Genomic DNA, 24,209 nt, shown 5'->3' on the forward strand with positions numbered 1-24,209 from the left:
ATATGTTATCTAACGAAGAAAAAAAAGAATACCGCAGCGAATTATTTAGACACCTGGATGGTATTGCTGTAGCTCCTGTAGCCTATAGCCTAAAAGAAAAAGGAGTTCTTGATTTCTTACTGAAGAAAGATTCTTGTTTGCTTTCAGAAATTACATCCCATTTTAATGCCAATGAAGGATATCTAAATGTGGCTCTACGAATGTTAGCCTCGCAAGGATGGTTGCAATATACTGTTGATAATGTATTGCAAACCGTTACCTTATCAAAAAATGAAAAAAGTGAAACTGCATTTAATTCGGCTGGTTTATATAAGGATGTAGTTCATTTCATGAAAGTTTCAGAAGAGTTTCATCCGCGACATTTTGATATTGAACAGTTCACGGTTTTAAACCGGATCTTCAATAAATATAAAAATAATGCCTACGCCCCTTCTTCAACTAAAGAAGATGTTCGTAGTATAGAAACCCAAATAGCAAAACACATTGAAGGTGTTTTAATTGGCCCTATCACTGTATTCTTAGGAATGGATGGGATGTTCCATAAATATTTCATGGAAGCTTCTTTTAGTGCAGACGAATTTCATGAAGACCCCGATAGTTTTAGTAAGATCTTAGACTTTTTTACTTTTTTAGGATGGTTCAGTAAAAAAAATGATAATTACAGATTCACTAACAAAGGTCTCTTTTTCGCACGCCGCTCTTCAGCTTATGGAGTAACAGTTTCATACATTCCTACGTTTCGGCGCATGGACGAATTGATCTTTGGCAATGCCAATATTCTGCGAAGTTCGTTACCCAATTCTCCGGAAATTCATGTAGATCGTGAGATGAATGTTTGGGGAAGCGGTGGAGCACATTCCGCCTATTTTAAAAAGATCGATGAAATAGTCATTGCACTTTTCAACAAGCCTATAGAAGAACAACCCAAAGGAATTTTGGATATGGGTTGTGGAAATGGTGCGTTTCTAATTCATCTGTTCGAAGTAATAGAACAACGTACCAAACGTGGCCCAATGTTGGAAGAATATCCATTGTTTCTGGTAGGTGTGGATTATAACAGAGCTGCGCTTAAAGTAACACGGGCAAATTTGGTGAAAGCAGATATTTGGGCAAAGGTAATTTGGGGAGATATAGGAGACCCCAAACAATTGGAGGAGGATATCATAAGTAATTATGATATTTCATTAAGTGATCTGCTGAATGTTCGTACTTTTTTAGATCATAACCGGCAGTGGCAAGCTCCCAATTTCAAAAACATTTCAAGAACAAGTACCTCTACCGGAGCATTTGCAAGTCGTGGAAAACGATTATCTAATCTAATGGTTGAAGAAAATCTAAAGGAACATCTAGAAAAGTGGGCTCCCTATATTAAAAAGTTTGGTTTATTATTGATCGAACTTCATACTATTGACCCAAAGATAGCTGCCGAGAACATTGGAGAAACTGCCGTTACTGCCTACGATGCCACACATGGTTTTTCAGATCAGTACATACTGGAACTGGATGTTTTTCTGAAAGTAATTGAAGAAATAAATTTAAAAACCATCGCGCAATATTCTTCCAAATTTCCTGATAATGAACTGGCAACCGTAAGTATTAATTACTTAAAAGAGAAAAATTAATGAAAAAGTTAACCCCCTTTCATCTTGCAATTCCTGTTAACAACTTAGAATTTTGCCGTACTTTTTACAGGGAAACTCTTGAATTTGCTGAAGGCCGCAGTAGTGCCCTTTGGGTAGACTTTGATTGTTTTGGACATCAATTGGTATTACATTACAAAGAAAGGTCTTCAGAAGAAATTATAATAAATCCTGTAGATGGAAAAGATGTTCCCGTTCCTCATTTTGGTGTTGTACTGGACATGGAAACCTTTGTACGGTTTTCAGAAATGTTGAAAGAAAAAAAGGTTACCTTTATTATTGAGCCTTACATCCGCTTTAAAGGACAAACAGGCGAGCAAGCCACCATGTTCTTTAGAGATCCTTCCGGAAATGCCCTGGAGTTTAAAGCGTTTAAAGATATAGAGCAACTATTTGCCAAATAATAAACTATGAAACACATTAGCATAACAGTAATACAGCAAATATTGGTCCTCCTCCTTATTGTTATAATGGGCGGGCTTATTTTTAGAGAAATGCTTCCCTACCTTTCGGGAGTTTTAGGCGCCATTACCATTTATGTATTAATGCGTAAATGGATGGTAATATTGGTTAGAAAAGGATGGCACCCCAGCTTGGCAGCGAGTCTTTTAATGTTTATTTCTTTTGTGGGAATCTTAATCCCTGTAACAGGAATTATTGTTATGCTTACCAATAAAATAGGGAATGCAGTTAACAATTCTGAAAAAGTTGTAGATGCATTTAAAGGCCAGCTAGTAATCTGGGAAGACCGTTTAGGATACAATCTTAGTTCTCAAATTGATGTATCGGCAATTTCTTCATGGCTTTCCGATAACCTTCAAAATATTGCCGGAAGTACCTTTGATATTGTTATTTCTATTGGTATTATGTACTTCATGTTATACTATATGTTTACCAGTAAACGCACTATTACCGAATCTTTATCTGATGTTATTCCTTTCAGCAAAAAGAACACCAAAGTTATTGGCAGGGAAATACAGGCAATGGTACGCTCCAATGCATTAGGTATTCCAATGGTAGCTATAGCACAGGGGTTTGTAGCATTGATCGGGTTCTTAATATTTGGAATTGAAGACCCGTTTTTTTGGTTTGTCATTGTTACCATTGGATCTATGATCCCATTTGTAGGTACTCTGGTAGGGATTCTTCCCGTATTTATTTTAACCTTATCCACCGGAAATTCATTTCAGGCTTGGGGAATATTAATCTATGGCCTTGTCGTTGTAGGTTCCACTGATAATATTATACGCCTATACGTACTTAAAAAACTTGATAATGTCCATCCGTTAATAACACTTATTGGAGTCATTGTTGGCGTTCCCTTATTTGGATTTATAGGTTTGATCTTTGGGCCTTTACTAATTAGCTTATTTCTGGTAGTACTTCGTATTTACCGTAACGAATATGGAGAATCTGAGTCTACTTAAATTATAGAATTCAATTCAAAAAAGTAGTTAGTTTTCTAATTGCCTTTCTCTGGCAATTAATGTGTTCTTAAGCAGCATTGCAATGGTCATAGGGCCCACTCCTCCGGGAACAGGAGTGATATACGAAGCTTTTTTACTTACTCCTTCAAAGTGAACATCACCTTTTATAGCATAACCGCGAGGTTTTGTTTCATCAGGGACACGACTAATTCCTACATCAATTATGACAACACCGTCCTTGACCATGTCTTCGGTTAAGAATTCCGGAACACCCAATGCAACAATAATAATATCAGCTTTTTTGGTGAACTCAGAAAGGTTTTTTGTATGACTATGCGTTAATGTTACAGTACTATTCCCTGCATTCCCTTTCTGGCTCATTAAAATACTCATAGGCCGCCCTACAATGTGGCTTCTTCCAATAACAACTGTATGTTTCCCCTTAGTCTCTACCTTGTGGCGTTCTAACAATTGTAAAATTCCGAAAGGTGTCGCCGGAATAAAAGATTCCATTTCCAAAGCCATTCTTCCAAAATTTTCCGGATGGAATCCATCTACATCTTTGCCGGGGTTTACCGCATTTAATACTTTTTCTTCGTCAATTTGTTTTGGCAATGGTAATTGAACAATAAACCCGTCTATCGACTTATTTTCGTTTAGTTCTTTAATTTTCTGAAGTAATTCTTCTTCGGTTGTGCTATCCGGTAGTTTAACTAAGGTTGACTCAAATCCAACTCGTTCACAAGCTCTCACTTTGCTTCCAACATATGTTAAACTTGCACCATCATCCCCCACTAATATAGCTGCCAGATGAGGCACACGTTCTCCCCGCTCTTTCATTCGTTGTACATCCAATGCAATTTCATCTTTTATATCGTTTGAAATTTTCTTGCCGTCGAGGATTGTCATAAAATATGTATTTAAAATTAAAGTCCTTTTAAATGCTTTTGGGTATACTTTATATTTTTTTGTCGCAAAATGTTAACGCATTTTGCCCATCATTTGCATCATTTTACGTCCGCCGCCACCTTGCATCATCTTCATCATTTTACTCATTTGGTCAAACTGTTTCATCAACTGATTTACTTGTGTCACTGAAGTACCACTACCTTTCGCAATTCGTTTTTTGCGACTTCCGTTTATAACCGAAGGGGTACTTCGCTCTTCAGGAGTCATAGATTGAATAATAGCTTCAATATGCTTAAAGGCATCATCATCAATATCAACATCTTTCAGGGCTTTTCCGGCACCGGGAATCATTCCTACCAGATCCTTCATGCTTCCCATTTTCTTAACCTGTTGGATCTGTTTGATAAAATCATCAAACCCAAATTGGTTTTTTGCTATTTTTTTCTGAAGTTTTCTTGCCTCCTCTTCATCAAATTGCTCCTGCGCACGTTCTACAAGCGATACCACATCACCCATCCCCAAAATCCGGTCTGCCATACGTGCCGGGTGAAACACGTCAATTGCATCCATCTTTTCTCCTGTACCTATAAACTTGATAGGTTTGTCTACTACACTTTTAATCGAAATTGCTGCACCTCCCCGAGTATCTCCATCGAGCTTCGTAAGCACTACCCCTTCAAAATTTAAACGGTCGTTAAAGGCTTTGGCGGTATTTACCGCATCCTGCCCCGTCATTGCATCTACTACAAATAAAGTTTCCTGTGGATGGGTCGCCTTATGTACATTTGCGATCTCGGTCATCATCTCTTCATCTACTGCGAGACGGCCGGCCGTATCCACAATTATTACATTGTGGCCATTTTGTTTAGCATGAGCAATCGCATTTTGAGCGATCTCCACGGGATTCATATTTCCTTCTTCGCTATAAACCTCAACACCTACCTGGTCTCCTACTACATGTAATTGGTTTATCGCAGCAGGACGGTATACATCACAAGCAACTAATAATGGGTTCTTGGATTTTTTGGTTTTTAAGAAGTTCGCCAACTTTCCGGAAAAAGTGGTTTTACCACTACCTTGTAGTCCGGACATTAAAATAACAGAAGGAGATGCGCTTAAATTAATTCCGGCAGTTTCACCACCCATCAACTCGGTTAGCTCATCCTTTACCAATTTCACCATTAATTGCCCAGGCTGCAACGTGGTCAAAACGTTTTGACCCAGAGCTTTTTCTTTTACTGTATTGGTAAACTCTTTGGCAATTTTAAAGTTGACATCGGCATCTAAGAGTGCGCGACGTACTTCTTTTAAAGTTTCGGCTACATTTACCTCAGTGATACTACCATGCCCTTTGAGGACGTGTAATGCTTTATCTAATTTGTCACTTAAATTATCGAACATATTCTTACTGCTATTTTTAAGAAATGCAAAGATAGCAATTGACAAGGGAGTTACAAAGTAGGATGTTGCGAAAGATTTCAATTGCAATTAAAGTTTTTTATCTAACTTAGTGACATGTTATTTCTCCCCCTTAACAATTGTTATCAATTGTTATTTAGATATAAAATCTAATTTTAAAACTTACACCATGCGCAAAACCTATCGTTACAGAGACCTTTCCTATCCGGTTGCTGATGCTACAGACATACATTTAACTGTAGAATTTATCTCAGATGGAAATTCAGGAATTACTACCGTATTCGTTCCCGGAAACCCGAAACCTGAAATTGAAGATGCGGGAACCGTATTTATTGGAAAAGGATCACAATTGAGAGGGGAGATTATTGTTTGCTCTTCAGACTTTGCAAATCCTGTCCCAGAAGAAGATGAGATAAGGGTTCAATATAAAATAAATGATACTTTGATCGTTGAACATCATAATCTTAAATCAGAAGAAGAAAGACCAATTGTTATTCTTTTTTTAAAATTTCCGAAACCATGAGATTATTGATTTTTTTACTGATTACAGTTCTATTACCATTTACCGGTACTGCACAAGAAAAACTGAACCCTTTAAAGGCTCCTACCTCTCCGGCCTCCAGCATTCTGGATCTGCAACCCAAGGTAGTATTGGAACCTAAATCCTATCAGGCATTGGAGACAGCATTGTATTCTAATTTTTTAAATAGTAATTCTGAAGCTGTTATCCCTACAGATTTTGCGTTAGAATTTACGCCTTATTGGACTAAGAATCATAGTTTATCTCTAGAAGAATATTTATATCCTAAAAGTGCGTGGGATCAACTGGCACGAAATACTTCCTTCTCTCTGGCTTCCACACAAAATTTTGTATTAGGTGACAGTACAGCCAGTAATGGTTTGGCGTTTGGGTATCGAACCACATTTCATATAAGTAATCAAAAAGATCGTGACCTCATTAGTAATTATCGTGCCAACCTAAAAACAAATCAAAGAATAACCACGTTGATAGTAGGTACTGCTGAAACTCTTGTCTCGTCTTCTAATGTGACTAACAAAACTGACTTTCTCGAACAAATAAGAAGTACCGTTACTAAAGCTATTTATGAAAATGGGGATTATAAAACCAAGGAAGATGTAGAGGTTGTTGTTAAGAAAATCTATGATGAAGCTACTTCATTGAATAATTTTGACAAAAATAACCCAGACTCTTTTTTAGATGCTTTTTATACTATTATTGATAAAAATCTTCATGCGGATTCTATGTTTAACGAGTTTAAAGACTATATAAAAAATAGGCAAGGCCTTTCCATTGATGTAGCTTTTGCAACTTTACTTAATTTCCCTACAAACTCTTTTGAATTTTCTTATGTACCAAAAAGTGCTATTTGGATAACCCCAACCTATAAGTTCACCGAAAAGCTTGAATTTATAAAAATATTAGGTGTTCTACGATATGAATGGTATTTAAGCGATTATTATAAGCGCTATTTTCCCCAAGCTACTATCTATGAAAACAACTTTGACTATGGACTGTCTATAGCCTCAGAGTTCAAGCGTTTTTCAATACAGTTTGAAATGGTAGGTAGAAGTAGCAACTCTAACATCCCAGCAGGTACCGACGCACAGGGAAATGAGCTTTTCAGAAAAGAAAAAAATACAGATGTACAATATGTGGGTACCTTCAATTACAACCTAACAGATCAAATCATACTTACCTATACTTTGGGAAGCCGTTTTGAACCGTTTGTAAACCCAACTGAGACCTTGATTTCCTTACTGTCTTTAAACTTTGGATTTGGAGCTCCTACGCAGGGAGATCTAGATCTTACTAAGTAATAAATTTGAATATATCATTAATTTTTTTTACATCATCAAAATTATAAATGCTTTTCTTTTTTCCAAAGAATCAAAACTTTATGTATCTTTAATAGGAAGTTTTCCTTGCAAAATCAAACAGCTTCTTTAGCAGCATCCACTCTAAAAGGCGCACGGGTTGCTCCGTCTTTGCACAGGTTAGAACATCACTACTCCCTATTAGTGATTGTATTTTAATGCTACACAGGGTCTTGTTGCCGGCTATTTTTCCTTAGCTCCTACAACACCCTTTTATGAGACACTAACATAAAATTAGAAGAGTATGAAAACACAGACCATTCCATTTTTAATTGCATTATTATTGTTTTGTCCTTTTGTTATAACCGCTCAGGACGATGCTAACTCTCAAGCCTATTGGGTGCATGAAGATCCTGTATATCCTGCAATGGTTGCAGACTATGAAGGGTATTGTGCTACACTGGCAGAAAATTGCAAAAAATATGACGTAAAACAGGCTAAATGGCTTACCATCTCTACAGACGATTTACGCTATTTTCATCTTTCTCCTATAGAAAATATGGCAGATTTGGATAAGAGTCGTTTTTCATTATTGCGTGACAAAATGGGTGAGGATGATTTTAATGAATTGTTCGATAATTTTGATAGTTGTTACGATACTCACAGTGATTATATTATCCATCTGGATAAAGAACTTTCGTATATGCCGGAGGGTTTAAAGATTGTTCAGGATGGGCAGGAATTTCGCAAATTGGAATTTTGGTATGTGACCCCGCAAAATTTCCCGAAAGTGATCAAACTTGCTAAGCAGTTCAAGGAGTTGTATGCTAAAAATAACTCAAAAGAATATTATCGTGTATACCGTAGTGGTTTTGGCGCTGCAGGACAATTTATATTGGTAGCTATTTCAGCAAAGAATCCTGAAGACTATGAGCGTATTCGCAAAGAGAATAAAGAACTCTTAGGTGAAGCAAGAACTCCTGTTTACAACGAATTATTAAAATCTATTATTCGTGTGGAAACCTTAAACGGATATATGCGCGATGATTTATCATACAGTCCGGAAAATTAGAAACAATTAACGTCTGCCTCTTCTTCTTTTAAACCCTCGGTTCCCTTTGGGTTTATTAGCAGTGTTGTTATTTCGACGTCCTTTGTTATGACTGGCTTTGTTCTCGGCTTTTTTATCTAGTACTTCCTGGAGAGTTTCTGTAGGCTCAAACCCACTGATGATTTTGCTTTCCAGGCGTTCATTCAGTAGTTTTTCAATGCCGCTAACATACTCATTTTCGTCCACACTTACAATGGAAATAGCCTCACCGCTAGCTCCTGCCCTGCCGGTACGTCCAATACGATGTACATAATCTTCAGGGATGTTGGGTAACTCATAATTAATTACGTGTGGCAGTAATGGAATGTCTAATCCACGTGCAGCAATATCGGTAGCTACCAGTACACTTACCTTTCCACTTTTAAATCCCGCAAGAGCTTTAGTACGTGCTCCCTGACTTTTATTTCCGTGAATAGCAGCTGATCTTATTCCAGCTTTTTCAAGTTTTTGACTAAGCCGGTTCGCTCCGTGTTTCGTTCGTGTAAAAATGAGGACCTGTTGCCAATTCCCTTCAGAGATAAGCTTAATTACCAAGTCTGTTTTTTTGTTTTTATCCGTTCGATAAATAATCTGTTCTACTTTTTCAGCAGCGGTGTTCTCAGGTGTAGCCTCTACCATTACCGGACGATGTAAAAAGCTTCCTGCCAATTGTTTTATTTCTTTAGAAAAAGTAGCAGAGAATAATAAGTTTTGCCTTTTAACTGGCATTAAGGCGAGAATCTTTTTAATATCGCGCAAAAAACCCATGTCCAACATACGGTCTGCCTCATCCAAAACGAGTATCTCTACATTCGCTAAGGAAAATACTTTTTGATTGTGTAGATCGAGTAATCGTCCGGGTGTCGCAACAAGAATATCTACTCCTTGCCTAAGTGTTCTTATTTGCGGATTGGCATTGACCCCGCCAAAAATTACCGTTGAACGAATGTCTAAAAAAGCACCGTAGGTACGCACATCGTCATACACTTGTGCAGCAAGTTCTCGAGTGGGGGTTAATACTAAAGCACGTACAGGACGTTTACGAAGTGGCTTGGTATTATTTAAAATTTGTAACATAGGCAAGGTAAAGCCAGCCGTTTTTCCAGTTCCGGTTTGAGCAGATGCTAAAATGTCTTTTCGTTCAAGTATTTTAGGGATGGCTTTTTGTTGAATTGGAGATGGGGTAGTGTATCCTTTTTTGCTAATAGCTTTCAGCAGGGCGTCGGACAACCCTAAAGATTTAAATGACATATAATGTATTTGAGAAACGACAAGATATAGGTTACGCCTTTTCTTTATGGATTTCAAAGGTACGGTTAATTATTCGTATGCATATTTTCTATCAAAATGTCTATTTATTTTTTTAGTATCTTAGAAGAGTTTTATTTCTCCCCCTTTTTATATTTCGATTTTTTATAAACGACTTTGTATGCATTTTTAAGCAATTGCATTGCTTTTGTACATGTATTGATAGCACATAAAGAGAGCGATTGAAAAAATCTCTTAACCAAAACCAACTAATATGAGTGAAGCAGCAAAAAAACTAGAAGATTATAATGAAGGAGATGTTTTTAGAGGTGAAACAATTACAACACTGTATAGCGCACAACCAAGCTATTTGATTTTTGAAGGCAATGATAGCGGTGAAGTAACCTTAGCCAGTAGTGATGATGCCATCAAAAAAAACTGGGGCAATATAAGTGCTCAGATTTCAACCATAAGCGGGTACTTAACTACCCAAGTTGAAAAAAAGAAATATGTTGACCAAATTGGATTGGCTTATAAGGATGCTGCCGAAGGGAATCTTGTAAATGCCAGAAAAGTTTGTGATGATATTCTAAAAGATATCAAGATCTATAAAAGCAATGTTCGCAAAGGAAGGTTTTATTACCTGCTTAGTTGTCTGGGCATGGTTTTTTTAGTTATTCTATTTAGTTATTTCTTAAAAAAAAACAATCTCATCGAAGAGATTATTCCCTACTTCTATTATATGACCTATGCGTCTATTGGTGGTTTTTTATCGGTTTCCAGGAATATAAAAAAGCTGGAGATTGATGCTTCGGAATTTGGTTGGTTTCAAGTTGTATACGGTGCCATAAGAATACTTATAGCTATGTTTAGTGGCCTGATCATTTTTGTGCTTATCAAATCTGAATTATTACTGCCAAAGCTTAATTCTCCGGATAACTTTTATGTTATAAGCCTATTGGCTATCGCAGCAGGTTTCAGTGAATCATTGGTGCCTAATTTGCTCAATAGAGTTGAAACAGAGAAGATGGGTGGTAAATAGCGTTATTTACAAAGTAACGCATTCACACAATTTGCAAATAACAATTATACTTTAGATACTTCAATACTAAAGCAAATTCCTGTGACACTTAAATCTATCATACATTTTAAAGTATTTAAGAATTGAGCTTTAAAAAAGAACTTATTTATGAGTTGGAGAAACAATTTCCACAAAACATTGAAATACAAAAAGTAAAAGAAACTTTTGATTATTGGAATGCTAATTAAAAAGTCTTGTATGTACTATCTTTAAGGGTTCGAATATAATTTCAGATATTTTGTCCAAATCCTTTGGATGTATTCGTTATAGCAATATAAAAACATAGATTATGACATATTCAAGTAAACATTTGTATCATATTGATGCTCCAAAAGACAAAATATTCAATGCCATTTCAACCATAGAAGGTTTAGCAAACTGGTGGACTGTTCAAACCAATGGTAATGCCTCTTTGGGAGGTGAGATTCAATTTGATTTTGGTGACTTTAAAGGTCCCAAAATGAAAGTCATTGAATCTATGCCTAACAAAGAAATTGTTTGGGAGTGTATTGAAAGCCAACATGGCTGGGTTGGAAATACCTTTACCTTTTTATTAGATGAAAATGAAGGTAAGACACGTGTTCGGTTTTCTCATGACGGTTTTCCGGCACAAGATGATTTCTATGCTATTTGTAATTTTAGTTGGGGACGTTATATGGAAAGCTTACGCCAATTTTGCCAGACAGGGAAAGGTGAGGCCTTTGGAAGTGAAGGGTACCGATAATTTTTTTAATTCACTGTCCAAATAATTCAATCGTATTCGTTATAGAAATGTAAAACGTATTAGTAAAAAATTTAAATTCAAAAAACATGAAAGATTATTTATTTATTATCAGAGGTGGAGAAGATATGTCTACCAAGTCACCCGAAGAAATTCAAGCACATATGAAAGATTGGGAAATCTGGATGGGAGGTTTGGCCCAAAAAGGACAATTAGTAGGTGGGGAACCTCTACAGAATGAAGCAAAAACATTGACCGAAAGAGGTACTAAAGTGACCGATCGTCCTTTAGCAGAAGGAAAAGAATTAGTAGGAGGTTATATCATTGTAAAAGCTAACACATTGGACGAAGCTACCGGCCTGGCAAAAGGTTGTCCAGGATTTGAACATGATTGTTCCATTGAAGTAAGAGAAATAGCAAAAATGTAATCTGCTGTTGAAAGATACACGAAAAATAGATCAAACATTAAACCATCTTTTTAGGCATGAGTCTGGGAAGATGGTTTCGGTTTTGGTGAAAATTTTTGGGTCTGAAAACTTTGAATTGGCAGAAGATGTAGTTCAAGATGCACTGTTAAGTGCCCTGGAAACCTGGAAGTATCGTGGAATACCCGAAAATCCGAAAGCATGGTTATACAGAGTGGCTAAAAACAAAGCAATAGATATTATTAGAAAGAACAAACACAGTAATATAATTGATTTTTCAGGCCCCGAAAAACAGCTATTAACTTCAGAATATACTTTAAAAAGTACCATGAATAATTATTGGCAGGAAGATTATATTAAAGATGACTTTTTAGGAATGATGTATGCTTGTTGTCTGCCTGAAATTTCACAGGAAAATCAAGTTACTTTTATTTTAAAATCACTTTGCGGGTTTAGCACCAAAGAAGTTGCCAGATCTTTTTTAACTTCAGAAGATACCATTTCCAAACGATTGTATCGCACCAAAGAATATTTCAGAAAGAATAAGATCAAACCGGAAATTCCTTCCACAGAACAAATTGCAGGAAGAACCAGTGTGGTACTAAGTTCTATTTATTTGGTATTTAATGAAGGCTATAACTCTACACATTCTGAAACATTAATTAGAAAAGACCTTATTTCACAAGCCATGCACTTATGCAAAACGCTTCTGGACAGTGAACGAACCCAACTCCCCGAGGCCTATGCACTTATGGCACTTATGTGCTTTCACACAGCTCGAAGTGAGGGACGCCTTACACCGGAAGGAGATCTTATTGTCCTTTCAAGACAAGACAGAAGTACCTGGAACAGTGAATTGATACAACATGGAAAAACATATTTGTATAAAGCTGGTTTTGGAGATACTTTTTCCACCTATCACTTTGAAGCTGCTATTGCCCTACAACATTGTATTGCCAAAAAATATGAAGACACTAACTGGAAAGCTATATTGAATTATTACGATTTGATGCTTGATATTTCTGACGATCCTATCGTATCCCTTAACAGATGTCTTGTTATTTTGGAGTTACACGGACCACAAAAAGCTTTTGAGGCTATTACAAAACTAAAGGACAATAAGATCTTAGAAAATTACCATCTCTATCATGCAAGCCTTGGCTCTATTAACGAGCAACTTCAGCACACTACTGAAGCAATAAGCAACTTTAAAAGGGCATTGCAACTTACCCAATCCAAAAGGGAACAACAATTCCTGAAAGATAGAATTGCTTCTATTTTAAATTAAGATATTATTTTTTCACCACTCATTGCAATTATTAAACTTTCCCTATCTTTAAAATCTAATTGCAATTACATTTAATAAATATTCATATTTTTTAATAATAAACCCCCTAAAAAAGATGCGAACTATTAAACTCTTCATTATTCTCCTTCTAAGTTTTACTACACTACTCTCTCAAACCGATAAGCAAAAAGTAGAAAACACAGTAAGTAAAAGTGCTATCGAAGGACATATTTATTTTTTGTCTGACGACCTTTTAAAAGGACGTGAAACCGGTACTGCAGAGAACAAAATTGCAGCTTCCTATCTGGCTAATACATTAAGGAGTTATGGTGTGCAACCGGTGTCTAAAACAGGCAGTTATTATCAAGAGGTTTTATTACAAAAAGTAAGCCCTCCAAAGAAATTAATGCTTAAAATCAATGGAAAAGAATATAAAAATAAGGTGGTTTTAGAAGCTGCTAAAATGAAGTTTGACAGTGATGCTGTTTATTTAGGATATGGTCTGGAAGAGGATTACAAAGGGCAAAATGTAAAAGAAAAGCTGGTGCTTGTTAAAGCTGGAAGTACTGAAGCTAACGATGCCCGTGCTGCATTTGGATTACGTGAAACTAAAATGGAATTGGCCAAAAAAGCAGGTGCTTTGGGAATTATAGAATTTATACAAGCTAAAAATGAAATGTGGGGTTATATTGAACACAATTTTAAAAGTGACCGCTTTGAGATTGCTTCGTCTAACAATACAAAATCCAATCATGAAAAAAGCTTTGCTTACCTATGGCTACAAGATGAAGATGGTACATACATAGACAACCTTAGCACAAAAAAAACGATACCTACTAATCTGTTTTTAACAGATAAGGTTACAGAAAAGATCACTTCCCAAAATGTTGTTGGTATGGTTGAAGGCACCGACCCAAAACTAAAAAATGAGTTTATCATCTATTCTGCTCATTATGACCACGTGGGTATAGGTACTCCAGATGAGAGCGGTGATACAATTTATAATGGTGCCAGAGATAATGCGGTTGGAACTACTACCGTATTAAGTATGGCAGAAAATCTGGCAAAGTATCCTACCAAACGTTCGGCATTGTTTATATTATTCACAGCCGAAGAAAAAGGACTACTTGGCAGTGAGTATTATGTGAACAATCCTGTATTACCTCTTAACCAGATGGTATATTGCTTTAATAGTGATAATGGTGGTTATAATGATACTTCACTGGTAACTATTGTTGGGTTAGGCAGAACAACTGCTGAACAGAATATAAAAGATGCTGCTACTGCTTTCGGGTTAATTGCCAGTGATGATCCTGCCCCGGAACAGGGCCTTTTCGACCGGAGCGACAATGTACATTTTGCTGCCAAAGGAATTCCAGCTCCTACTTTTAGTTTGGGCTTTACCTCTTTTAATAGTGATATTACAAAATACTATCACAGGCCTGCAGATGAGGCAGATTCTTTAGATTATAATTATTTGCTGAAGTTTTTCCAGGCCTATGTGTTGTCAGGAAGAAAAATTGCCAATGACCCTGCTATTCCTTTTTGGACGAGTGGAGATAAATATGAAGCTATGGGTAAAGAATTATATAACAGGTAGATGAAAAAACCGTGAGTGCTTTTTATTATTGACCACTTATTAATTTATTTTTTTTTCAAAACACAAACTGTTCTCAACACCTGTATATTGTCCATAATTTGGTATCAATAGATATCCATTCTTTTTATATAATCCAATAGCTTCAGGTTGTTTTATTCCGGTTTCCAAAATGCATTTTTCATAAGACAGTTCAAATGCCCATTTTTCCAATTCGTTTAAAATTTTGCTTGCAATCCCTTTTCCTCTGTTTTCCGGTGGTGTATACATTCGTTTAATCTCCATCACGTTTGGCTCATATTCTTTGATAGCACCGCATCCCATTGGTTTTCCATTATCATATAGAACTATTACATGTTTAATATGGTCAATTTTATTAAATTGATCATAGAAAGCATGATCATCACCATCTCTTATGGCTAAATCTGCATCAAGATATTTCACAAGGGTAACAAAGTCCTGATCTTTGGAATTGGTTCTTACTATTTTGATCATCAAAAATATCTTTTAGGTGTTACACGAATATCATGAGTAAAAATAAATGATTTATATATTTAAAATTAGTAAAAAATTAGTACTTGTTTTTTAGAAAAGTAAAAAGCCGACTGAAAACTTTCAGCCGGCTTTTTATCAGGGCAAACTAACTAATTGAAGGTATCATAGTTTTTGCAGGTTAAGTAATATATACCTTTGTCGCTCTGCCAACATCTTCGATCAATTCAATCTTGGCATGGCGCTTATTGCATAAAACTGAAATCGTTAGCACTGCTATCATTATAATGTTTTGAATGCGGTATGATATACAGACCAGGAACCGGTAACTAAAGTGTGTTTCTATTAATCGCAACTAATATTCCGTCTTAATTAAAAAAAAGCAAACAAACTAAAACTAACTTCACTAAAAGTTACCGGTCTTATCTTGGCCTGCGTCATAAAAGTAGGTAATCATCATGTTTAGATGACATTCTCTCTTTCACAATTCTTTAATATCAATTGATTCTCTTTACAAAATTTTATCAAAAACAAGGTTGTCTGTTCCACTACCCCCACCACTTACATCTTCTAAACTCACATTGGTCTCACTAAACCCAAGTACATCCCAATCATCGTTAAATTGGTCTAAAGGGAAATTAGCCCCAAAATCAAGTGCAAAATATACTCCGTCGCTATCTTCGGTAACAGACCAGGTACCATATATGGTTCCACTAAAATCATCCGCAGTTACAGTTCCTCCTGCAATAAAAGTGAAAATATAATTGTCATAGTAATATGTCTCATCAGTACCATCTTCCAGATACGTTTGTACAGACCAACAACCATCTGCCATTACATCACGTAAAAGCTGAGCTACACCGCTTCCTCCACAACAGGTGCAAGGGTTTCTTCCAAAGCTTAAATGATCTGTCCCTCCATTTCCGCCACTTAAATCTTCAAGATTAATAACCAATCCATCAAATTCAATCACGTCCCAATCATCATTTAAGTCTTGAAATGGGTCATCAGTACCGGAGTAATCAAAATTTAATACCAGATCCAGGTCATCATTACTATCAACTTCAACAGTCCAGAAACCGTTCGTGATATCCCCTCCATCAATATTGGTTGCCGTTACCCGGCCGTTGGTAGTAAAACTAAATGAATAGTCTACATAATTACAGGTTTCATCATCTCCATCGTCTTTATATAGATTTACATACCAATCATCAATTGTTAATTGCTTAATAAAGCTATTTAGATCATCATTGGATCCTCCATTATTTGGTGTACGCTCAAACGTAAGGTAATCTATGCTTCCGTTACCGCCACTTACATCTTTAAATCTAATGATTTCTGAAGTTGCTTCAATTATATCCCAACTTGCATACAATTCATTAAATGGAGTATCACTTCCAAAATTTAAGTCCACGTAAGAAAGGCTGCTGTTAGTACCCCAGATTCCAGACACAACATTACTTCCATTTGTAGCCTGAGCCGTACTGTCTATATTAAATGTAAACTCGTAGCCTGTATACAGGTCTGTTTCATCATATTCATCAAAATAATAAGTAATATACCAAGCACCTGTAGTAAGATCTTCGATAAGTCGCGCATTAGCAATAGGGTCATTGTCACAATCTACGTTACTAATGATATTCAATAATTCCTGATTACTATTAGCCTCCTGATTCTCTCCATTTACAATTAATGAGATAGGGTAATCTATACTAATGAGTTTATCAATATCCAAATTGCTTAAAAATTGATACATCTCAAAATCACTATTCACAGTTATTGCACCAGTTTGCTGCTGAACAGAATCGTAAACATAAAAGGTCATAGGATAAACAAAATCCACACATTCAATAGCATCATTCAGGTCTCCTTCGCAGGTAGCAATAATTGTATCTAGCTCAGCTTGGCTGTTTATAGTTATTTGGGTGAAACTTTCTAATATGATATTTATAGGAAATACAATTTCTAATGAGTCTTCATCATTTGGAAATTGATTAAAAATAGTATCTATAAGATCAAAATCATCTTCACTGGAAATAGTTAGTTCCTGTCCGTTTACAATTATGATAGCCGGAAGCACAACGCTGGCACAGCTATTTCCGTCAATAATATCGTCATAGTCTCCCGCATGTTCCGAACTTCTTATTAAAAAGCCTGTAAGTACAGAATCAACTGTTATAGCTTCATCTTCATTTTCATCAATAAGTACACTATCTTCTTTTTGACAAGAAAATAGTAAACTCACCACTAATAACAGCAGTAAATAAATTCCGGAAAAATTTTTCATAACAACAATTTTCGAGGTTGTTTATAATTAGAACAAGATATTGAAAAAATACCCTACCTCATTTATAAACTTTTTAAATATCTTTGGATATTACACACCAACATATGGAAGAAACTGAAAACGTCTGTGATGAAAGGGTATTCAATAAAGTATATAGCGATTTTGGAAAACCTATCTGGAATTTTGTTTATTACAAATGTGGTGACCAGGCACAGGCAGATGACCTCGTACAGGAAGCATTTATAAAATTATGGCAAAACTGTGCTAAAGTAAGTCTGCAAAAAGCAAAATCTTTTTTGTATACTGTTGCTAATAATACTTTTCTAAATGAAGTTGCTCATAAAAAAGTAGTGTTAAGGCATGCCCAGTTACAGCCTAAAAAAGTTGACAATCAATCCCCGGAATTTTTATTGGAGGAAAGACAATACTTAAAGAAGTTAGAAAAGACCATTGGTAATCTCACGGAAGCACAGCGAACCGCTTTTTTAATGAACCGGGTTGAAGGAAAAAAATATAGAGAAATTGCCGAGATTTTAGGAATTTCAGTAAAGGCTGTCGAAAAGCGCATGAGCCAAGCATTAGCTACCTTGCGACAAGAAATAGAAAATATTTAATATATAAAGTAGGGTAAAAATAAAGATAGTTGTTTCAACTATAGGTATGAAATAAAGTAAAATGGATAATAATTACATATTACATAAATTTTTAAATGGGGAAGCTACGAAAGATGAAATTGAAACATTGAAGGCTTCACCGGAATACGCTTCTTATATTAAAATAGCTGAGGCGTCTTCAGGTTTTGAGGCACCTCCTTTCAATTCAGAAACTAATTTTGAAGCTATCACATCCAAATTCATTGCAAAAGAAAAATTCAGAAGACAGAGTCCTCTAAAGAGTATTCTTAAAATTGCTGCAGTGCTTGCTGTTATTTGCATTGGATATCTATATGTAAGTTCACTGGATACTTCAGTATCAACACAAATAGCTCAAAAAGAAACATTTCAACTGCCAGACAACTCACAAGTAGTGTTAAATGCAGATTCGGAAATTAGCTATAATAAAAAAAGCTGGGCGAAAAACAGAGAGTTATCATTGCAAGGCGAGGCCTATTTCAAGGTTACCAAAGGAAACACTTTCAGTGTAAATACACCACAAGGTGTAGTTACTGTTCTGGGTACGCAATTTAATGTATTCTCCAGAGGCAATAGTTTTAATATAAACTGTTATGAAGGCTTGGTAAGTGTCAGTTTTAATGATACACTAATTAAATTGCCTGTAGGAAACAAACTAAAAATTGAAAACGGAACGTTAATAGAGCATATTAAAGATAATACAGTCGCTCCACAATGGATCGCCAATGAAAGTCATTTTGAAAATGCTTCGTTACTTACAGTTTTAACCGAGCTGCAAAGACAATATCCAATAGAAATAATCTCACAAGATGATATAAATAAACGCTTTACAGGAAGTTTTACACACGATGACCTCAATATTGCGTTGAAATCGGTTTGTGATCCCTTACAATTAAACTTTACGGTTAATGGTAAGGAGGTAAAAATATATGCGAAGGGCAACTAGCAAACTACAATACTTATTGATTGCGCTATTATTCCTATTTTGGAACTATACCTCCTTTGCCCAAAACGAAAAACAGGTTTCCCTTCAACATATTATAGAAGCAATTGAAAATCAGCACGATGTAAGAATATCTTATGCTTCTAATACTATTGAAAACATTTCGCTAACGCCTCCTGCAGAAAATCTCTCTTTAGATGCTACTCTAAATTATTTAAATGCAAATACTCCTTTAGTTTTTACAAAAATTAATAGTAGGTATATTACTGTGGTTTTAAAAACAGATGGAACTGTTCATTGTGGTAAAATCCATGATATCAGTAATGGCTCAGTACTTGAAGGAGCTACCATACAAGCTAATGATGGAAAATACGCAACTATCACAAATGCCGAAGGTTTGTTTTACATCCCTGAGACCATAGAAGTTGAAATCTTAACCATAAGCTATGTAGGGTATGAAACTATTACAATTTCTGCAAAAAAGCTCTCTCCTACTTGCACATCTATATTACTAATTCCTTCAGTAACCAAATTAAATGATATAACGCTAAATACCCTATTTACAAAAGGTATCGAGAAGGAGTTAGATGGATCTATTAATATTAACACTGATAATTTTGGTTTATTACCTGGCCAAATAGAAAATGATGTGTTGCAAATCTCACAGGTATTGCCCGGTGTAGAAAGTGTGGATGAAACTATTTCGAATATTAATATTCGAGGAGGAACACAAGACGAGAATTTAATACTTTGGGATGATATAAAAATGTATCAGAATGGACATTTTTTTGGATTGATCTCTGCATTCAATCCGGACCTTACCAAAAAAGTGACCATTTATAAAAACGGAACTCCGGCACAATACGGTGAAAGTGTTTCGGGTGTAATTGCCATGCAATCTAAAAATACGGTCTCAGATCTATTTTCGGGAGGAATAGGTTTTAACCTTATTAATGGTAGTGCCTTTATAGATGTTCCTGTTTCAGAAAAGTTTTCAATTCAGGTTTCCGGAAGGCGTTCTATCAACAATGTGTTGGAAACCCCGGTATATAAAACCTATTCTGAAAGAATTTTCCAAGACAGTGAGATCACTAATGTTGCAAATAACGCTACTGGAGCTACTGTTGTTGCTAATGAAGACTTTAGTTTTTTTGATTTTAGTACAAAGCTATTATGGGATATTTCAAAAAAAGATAGAGTACGCCTTAACTTTTTAACGATAGATAACCAGTTGGACTTTACCGAAAATCTTGAAGGATCGCCTCAATCAACAACAAGTAAATTGGGCCAACAGAGTACAGTTGGAGGTATTTCCTGGAATCGTATCTGGAATAATTCTTTAGAAACCAAAGCTTTAGCTTATGGTTCTTTTTATTTATTAAATGGCCTCAACAAAGATGTTTTTACTACTCAAGAACAGCTTCAGGAAAATGAAGTATTGGAAACAGGAGTAAAATTAAATGCCAATTTTAAACTTTCCGAAAAAAACACAATACAAGGAGGTTACCATTTTTCAGAAACAGGAATCGCTAATACTCAGGATATTAATTTACCAAGGTTTAGAAGCTATGAAAAAAATGTGTTGCGGACGCATGCCTTTTTTGGAAATTTAAAATATGCACCTAATGGCAAACAAACCATAATTAATAGCGGAGTAAGAGTAAATTACTTTGACAAATTCGGTAAGATCATTTTTGAACCCAGATTGAGTTTACATCAAAAATTAGGAAGTGGATTTGCATTAGAAGCTTTAGGAGAGTTTAAAAGTCAAACCACAACACAGCGTATTGATTTTGAAAGTGATTTTTTGGGTGTTGAAAAAAGGCGTTGGATATTGACCAATAATAAAGATATTCCCGTAATAGAAAGTAAACAGGTCTCCTTGGGGTTTGTTTACAATAAAAAAAAGTGGTTTGTAAATGCCGAAGGTTTTTATAAACAAGTAAATGGTATTACAACCTCTAATCAAGGTTTTCAAAATCAATTTCAATTTGTACGTGCCACAGGAAGTTACACCGTATCCGGAGCTGAGTTTGTTTTGAACAAAAAGTTTAAATCATTTAGTACGTGGTTTAGCTACCTCTACCTAAAAAATGATTTCGAATTTGAAGAATTAATACCTACTACTTTTCCAAATAATTTGGATATCCGCCATTCAGCTACAATTGCAGGCTCTTATTCTTTTAATAGTCTAAAAATTGCTTTAGGGCTTAACTGGCATACCGGAAAACCATATACAATACCTCTAATTGGTGATGAAATTGTCATCATTGATAATTTACAGACTATTCAATATGATCGTCCAAATGCCGAAAGACTTCCGGATTATTTTAGAACAGATCTTTCTGTAGAATATCTTTGGAAAATTTCTAGTGGTATAGATGCAAAGATAAATCTGGCGATTATCAACCTTTTCGATACTAAAAATACCCTCAACGTTAAGTACGCTATAGATACTAACGATATTGGTGAGACGCGTATTAATCAAATTGAAGAAATCTCTTTAGGGCTTACTCCAAATTTTTCTTTACAAATGCTGTTTTAAGGTAAAAAACCTTTTCCTATTTAAAGGTTCACGAATAAATTACATACGATTTGGCACATCGATACCCAATAGATCAAAAGCAGTTTTTATAACATCTCCCACTGCTTTAGAGAGTTGGATCCTAAAGTTTTTTTCTGAATTGGTATCTGCCCCAAAAATGGATATATTCTGAAAAAATGAATTATACAGTTTCACCAATTCATAGGTATAGTTGGCAATCAATGCCGGGCTATACTGATCGGCGGCTTGCTGAACTATTCCAGGAAACAACTGCAGCTGTTTTAACAACTCTTTCTCTTTCTCCTGTAGCTTAATTTCATCGGTCTGTAATGAAATCAAGGCGCCATTGTCTGCCTTTCTTAATATAGATTGAATCCTTGCATAAGTATATTGTATAAAAGGGCCGGTGTTTCCTTGAAAATCTACACTCTCTTCAGGATTAAAAAGGATCCGCTTTTTAGGGTCAACTTTCAAAACATAGTATTTCAAAGCACCCAAACCAATTGTTTGGTAGAGTTGCTCTTTCTCTTTGTCAGAAAAATCATCTATTTTACCCAGATCTTCACTTATTTTTTTGGCTGTTTGTGCCATATCGGCTATCAGATCATCGGCATCAACAACCGTCCCTTCACGGCTTTTCATTTTTCCGGAAGGAAGATCCACCATACCATAACTTAAATGATACAAGTTCTCCGCCCAGGAATAGCCAAGCTTTTTCAGAATTAAAAACAATACCTTAAAATGATAATCCTGTTCATTTCCCACCGTGTAGATCATCCCACTCACATCCGGGTGGTCCTTCACTCGCTGAATTGCCGTACCAATATCCTGCGTCATATATACTGCCGTACCATCACTTCTTAGTACGATCTTTTCGTCCAGACCTTCATCTGTAAGATCACACCAAACCGAGCCATCCTCTTTTTTGAAAAAAACACCCTTTTCCAACCCTTCAATTATATTGTCTTTTCCCAATAAATAGGTTTCGCTTTCGTAATAATAGCTGTCAAAATCTACTCCCAGAGCATTATATGTTTTTTTAAACCCTTCATATACCCAGCCATTCATGGTTTTCCATAGCGTAACTGTTTCATCATCTCCAGCTTCCCATTTGCGAAGCATTTCCTGAGCCTCCAGTAATGAAGGTGCCTGTACTTTTGCTTCTTCTTCACTTTTACCTTCGGCCATTAACTGCGCTATCTCTTTTTTATACTCCTGATCAAATTTCACATAATAATTTCCAACCAGTTTGTCACCCTTCAATCCAGTGCTTTCCGGAGTGTCTCCGTTTCCAAAACGTTTCCAGGCCAACATACTCTTACAAATATGAATTCCTCTGTCGTTAATAATCTGGGTTTTGTATACTTTTTTCCCTGCAGCTTTTACAATTTTAGCCACACTAAAGCCCAATAATATATTTCGGATATGCCCTAAATGTAATGGTTTATTAGTGTTAGGTGAAGAATACTCTACTATCATTGCGTCCTTACCTTGAGGCGTTTTCCCAAAATCTGAAAAATCTGAAACACTTTCAAAAAACTGTAAATAGTATGTATCACTTAGCACTAAGTTCAGAAAACCTTTAACCACATTACATTTGGAAACTTCAGCCACATGATCAACTAAATAATTACCTATGGCTCCTCCAATTTGCACAGGGTTTCCTTTTACCGCACGTAGCATTGAAAATATCACTACGGTAATATCACCTTCAAAGTCCTTACGTGTAGCCTGAAATTCGACTGTTTCCAGCCTAGCATTGTACAATTGGCCTACTGCTTTTATAATTTCTTTTTCTAGGGTTTCCTGTAAATTCATAATTCAATTTTGATATGGTTTCTAAACACTAAAGTTTTCAGAAAGCGATGGCAAAGATACAAGAAATTTTAGCTAGGTTTTATGTAGAAGCTTCTAATAAAAATCTATTTATTAATTTTTATTTAACCCTTTGATAAACTACAAAATATGCTTCCATACGTTCTTTGCCGAAAAAACTATGGACATTTTTTTATATGTATTTGCAGCACTTTTTTCAGTAATAAATCCACTGGGTACTGTACCAATATTTGTTGGGTTAACAAGTCATGAATCCCCAAATGAAAGAAAGAAAACCTCTTTACTAACTTCAGTCAATGTAGTAGTGATCCTGATAATTTCATTCTTCGCCGGAACGTATCTATTGGATTTTTTTGGAATTAGCCTCAATGCCCTACGTATTGCAGGCGGAATGATCATTGTATCTTCCGGATTTGCCTTATTAACAGGGAATTTTTCCAAACACAAAGGAATGAAAAACAAAAGAGTAAAAAAGGATCTGGACAACAGGGAGAAATTTTCTCTTACTCCACTGGCAATACCTATGCTAGCAGGGCCAGGGTCTATTTCGCTGCTAATTACTTTTAATCAGGAATATGTATCTACCCAAAATATTTTAATCGTTGTATTTGCTGTATTTACCGTGGGAATTGCAACCTTTTTTATACTAAAAAGCGCACATTATATTACTCGTTTTTTAGGTGCTTCCGGAATTAATGCCGTATCGAGAATTGTTGGATTTATCGTAATATCCATTGGAGTAGAATATATCTCAATGGCAATTATATCTATTATAAAGACAATATGATACGTC

21 protein-coding genes are annotated in these 24,209 nt (G+C 35.7%); 15 read left to right on the forward strand and 6 right to left on the reverse strand.

Annotated elements, in window-relative coordinates:
* The first annotated feature begins 2 nt into the window (after positions 1-2).
* The 3 genes from ACY2RT_RS10800 to ACY2RT_RS10810 are packed head-to-tail and all read left to right on the forward strand — an operon-like array spanning position 3 to position 3,067.
* The gene (locus tag ACY2RT_RS10800; RefSeq protein WP_490155927.1) at positions 3-1,622 is read left to right on the forward strand and encodes a class I SAM-dependent methyltransferase; all 1,620 of its coding nucleotides are present in this window, start codon (positions 3-5) and stop codon (positions 1,620-1,622) included.
* The gene (locus ACY2RT_RS10805) at positions 1,622-2,044 is read left to right on the forward strand and encodes a VOC family protein (RefSeq protein ID WP_490155928.1); all 423 of its coding nucleotides are present in this window, start codon (positions 1,622-1,624) and stop codon (positions 2,042-2,044) included. Before ACY2RT_RS10800 ends, ACY2RT_RS10805 begins: the two co-directional genes overlap by 1 nt.
* A 6-nt stretch (positions 2,045-2,050) precedes the next feature.
* Positions 2,051-3,067 (forward strand): AI-2E family transporter, encoded by a 1,017-nt coding sequence (locus ACY2RT_RS10810; protein ID WP_490155929.1) that lies wholly within the window; start codon positions 2,051-2,053, stop codon positions 3,065-3,067.
* Positions 3,068-3,094: 27 nt separating this feature from the next.
* Here ACY2RT_RS10810 and ACY2RT_RS10815 read toward each other — a convergent pair whose 3' ends face one another.
* Both ACY2RT_RS10815 and ffh read right to left on the reverse strand, forming a co-directional pair.
* A complete protein-coding gene (locus ACY2RT_RS10815) occupies positions 3,095-3,976 on the reverse strand; it encodes a bifunctional 5,10-methylenetetrahydrofolate dehydrogenase/5,10-methenyltetrahydrofolate cyclohydrolase (protein ID WP_490155930.1) in 882 nt (293 codons plus the stop codon).
* Between the two features lie 72 nt (positions 3,977-4,048).
* Entirely contained in the window at positions 4,049-5,377 is a 1,329-nt protein-coding gene (gene ffh / locus ACY2RT_RS10820; protein WP_490156136.1) for a signal recognition particle protein, read from the reverse strand.
* 187 nt (positions 5,378-5,564) lie between these two features.
* Here ffh and ACY2RT_RS10825 point away from each other — a divergent pair, with 187 nt between their 5' ends.
* The 3 genes from ACY2RT_RS10825 to ACY2RT_RS10835 all read left to right on the forward strand — a co-directional run bounded on the left by ACY2RT_RS10825 (position 5,565) and on the right by ACY2RT_RS10835 (position 8,303).
* Positions 5,565-5,918: a hypothetical protein gene (locus ACY2RT_RS10825; RefSeq protein ID WP_490155931.1), complete on the forward strand. Its 354-nt coding sequence runs from the start codon at positions 5,565-5,567 to the stop codon at positions 5,916-5,918.
* On the forward strand, positions 5,915-7,234 hold the full coding sequence (locus ACY2RT_RS10830; RefSeq protein WP_490155932.1) for a hypothetical protein: 1,320 nt from the start codon (positions 5,915-5,917) through the stop codon (positions 7,232-7,234). Before ACY2RT_RS10825 ends, ACY2RT_RS10830 begins: the two co-directional genes overlap by 4 nt.
* Positions 7,235-7,535: 301 nt before the next feature.
* Entirely contained in the window at positions 7,536-8,303 is a 768-nt protein-coding gene (locus ACY2RT_RS10835) for a hypothetical protein (protein ID WP_490155933.1), read from the forward strand.
* A gap of 6 nt (positions 8,304-8,309) precedes the next feature.
* Here the strand turns inward: ACY2RT_RS10835 and ACY2RT_RS10840 are convergent, their stop codons facing one another.
* Positions 8,310-9,572 (reverse strand): DEAD/DEAH box helicase, encoded by a 1,263-nt coding sequence (locus tag ACY2RT_RS10840; protein WP_490155934.1) that lies wholly within the window; start codon positions 9,570-9,572, stop codon positions 8,310-8,312.
* Between the two features lie 271 nt (positions 9,573-9,843).
* On the opposite strand from ACY2RT_RS10840, the gene ACY2RT_RS10845 reads away from it, so the two are divergent.
* From ACY2RT_RS10845 to ACY2RT_RS10865, 5 genes are all read left to right on the forward strand, one after another.
* Complete coding sequence (locus ACY2RT_RS10845) at positions 9,844-10,611, forward strand: hypothetical protein (protein ID WP_490155935.1); 768 nt, start codon at positions 9,844-9,846, stop codon at positions 10,609-10,611.
* 328 nt (positions 10,612-10,939) lie between these two features.
* Positions 10,940-11,374, forward strand: a complete 435-nt coding sequence (locus tag ACY2RT_RS10850) for an SRPBCC family protein (RefSeq protein WP_490155936.1) — start codon at positions 10,940-10,942, stop codon at positions 11,372-11,374.
* 86 nt (positions 11,375-11,460) lie between these two features.
* Complete coding sequence (locus ACY2RT_RS10855; RefSeq protein ID WP_490155937.1) at positions 11,461-11,799, forward strand: YciI family protein; 339 nt, start codon at positions 11,461-11,463, stop codon at positions 11,797-11,799.
* 7 nt (positions 11,800-11,806) lie between these two features.
* A complete protein-coding gene (locus ACY2RT_RS10860) occupies positions 11,807-13,084 on the forward strand; it encodes an RNA polymerase sigma factor (RefSeq protein ID WP_490155938.1) in 1,278 nt (425 codons plus the stop codon).
* A 115-nt stretch (positions 13,085-13,199) separates the two neighbouring features.
* Entirely contained in the window at positions 13,200-14,684 is a 1,485-nt protein-coding gene (locus tag ACY2RT_RS10865; RefSeq protein ID WP_490155939.1) for a M28 family peptidase, read from the forward strand.
* Between the two features lie 39 nt (positions 14,685-14,723).
* Here ACY2RT_RS10865 and ACY2RT_RS10870 read toward each other — a convergent pair whose 3' ends face one another.
* Together ACY2RT_RS10870 and ACY2RT_RS10875 are read right to left on the reverse strand one after the other, a co-directional pair.
* Entirely contained in the window at positions 14,724-15,176 is a 453-nt protein-coding gene (locus ACY2RT_RS10870; protein ID WP_490155940.1) for a GNAT family N-acetyltransferase, read from the reverse strand.
* Between the two features lie 508 nt (positions 15,177-15,684).
* A complete protein-coding gene (locus ACY2RT_RS10875; protein WP_490155941.1) occupies positions 15,685-17,460 on the reverse strand; it encodes a hypothetical protein in 1,776 nt (591 codons plus the stop codon).
* Positions 17,461-17,564: 104 nt separating this feature from the next.
* On the opposite strand from ACY2RT_RS10875, the gene ACY2RT_RS10880 reads away from it, so the two are divergent.
* From ACY2RT_RS10880 to ACY2RT_RS10890, 3 genes are all read left to right on the forward strand, one after another.
* The gene (locus ACY2RT_RS10880; protein ID WP_490155942.1) at positions 17,565-18,074 is read left to right on the forward strand and encodes an RNA polymerase sigma factor; all 510 of its coding nucleotides are present in this window, start codon (positions 17,565-17,567) and stop codon (positions 18,072-18,074) included.
* A 61-nt stretch (positions 18,075-18,135) separates the two neighbouring features.
* Positions 18,136-19,038, forward strand: a complete 903-nt coding sequence (locus ACY2RT_RS10885; RefSeq protein ID WP_490155943.1) for a FecR family protein — start codon at positions 18,136-18,138, stop codon at positions 19,036-19,038.
* The gene (locus tag ACY2RT_RS10890; RefSeq protein WP_490155944.1) at positions 19,022-21,580 is read left to right on the forward strand and encodes a TonB-dependent receptor; all 2,559 of its coding nucleotides are present in this window, start codon (positions 19,022-19,024) and stop codon (positions 21,578-21,580) included. Before ACY2RT_RS10885 ends, ACY2RT_RS10890 begins: the two co-directional genes overlap by 17 nt.
* A gap of 39 nt (positions 21,581-21,619) precedes the next feature.
* Here the strand turns inward: ACY2RT_RS10890 and argS are convergent, their stop codons facing one another.
* A complete protein-coding gene (gene argS, locus ACY2RT_RS10895; protein ID WP_490155945.1) occupies positions 21,620-23,398 on the reverse strand; it encodes an arginine--tRNA ligase in 1,779 nt (592 codons plus the stop codon).
* 178 nt (positions 23,399-23,576) lie between these two features.
* Between argS and ACY2RT_RS10900 the strand changes: the two genes are divergently transcribed.
* Positions 23,577-24,203, forward strand: a complete 627-nt coding sequence (locus tag ACY2RT_RS10900) for a MarC family protein (RefSeq protein WP_490155946.1) — start codon at positions 23,577-23,579, stop codon at positions 24,201-24,203.
* The last annotated feature ends 6 nt before the right edge of the window (positions 24,204-24,209 follow it).

The sequence above is a fragment of the Ulvibacter sp. 2210JD10-4 genome, from assembly GCF_058148525.1.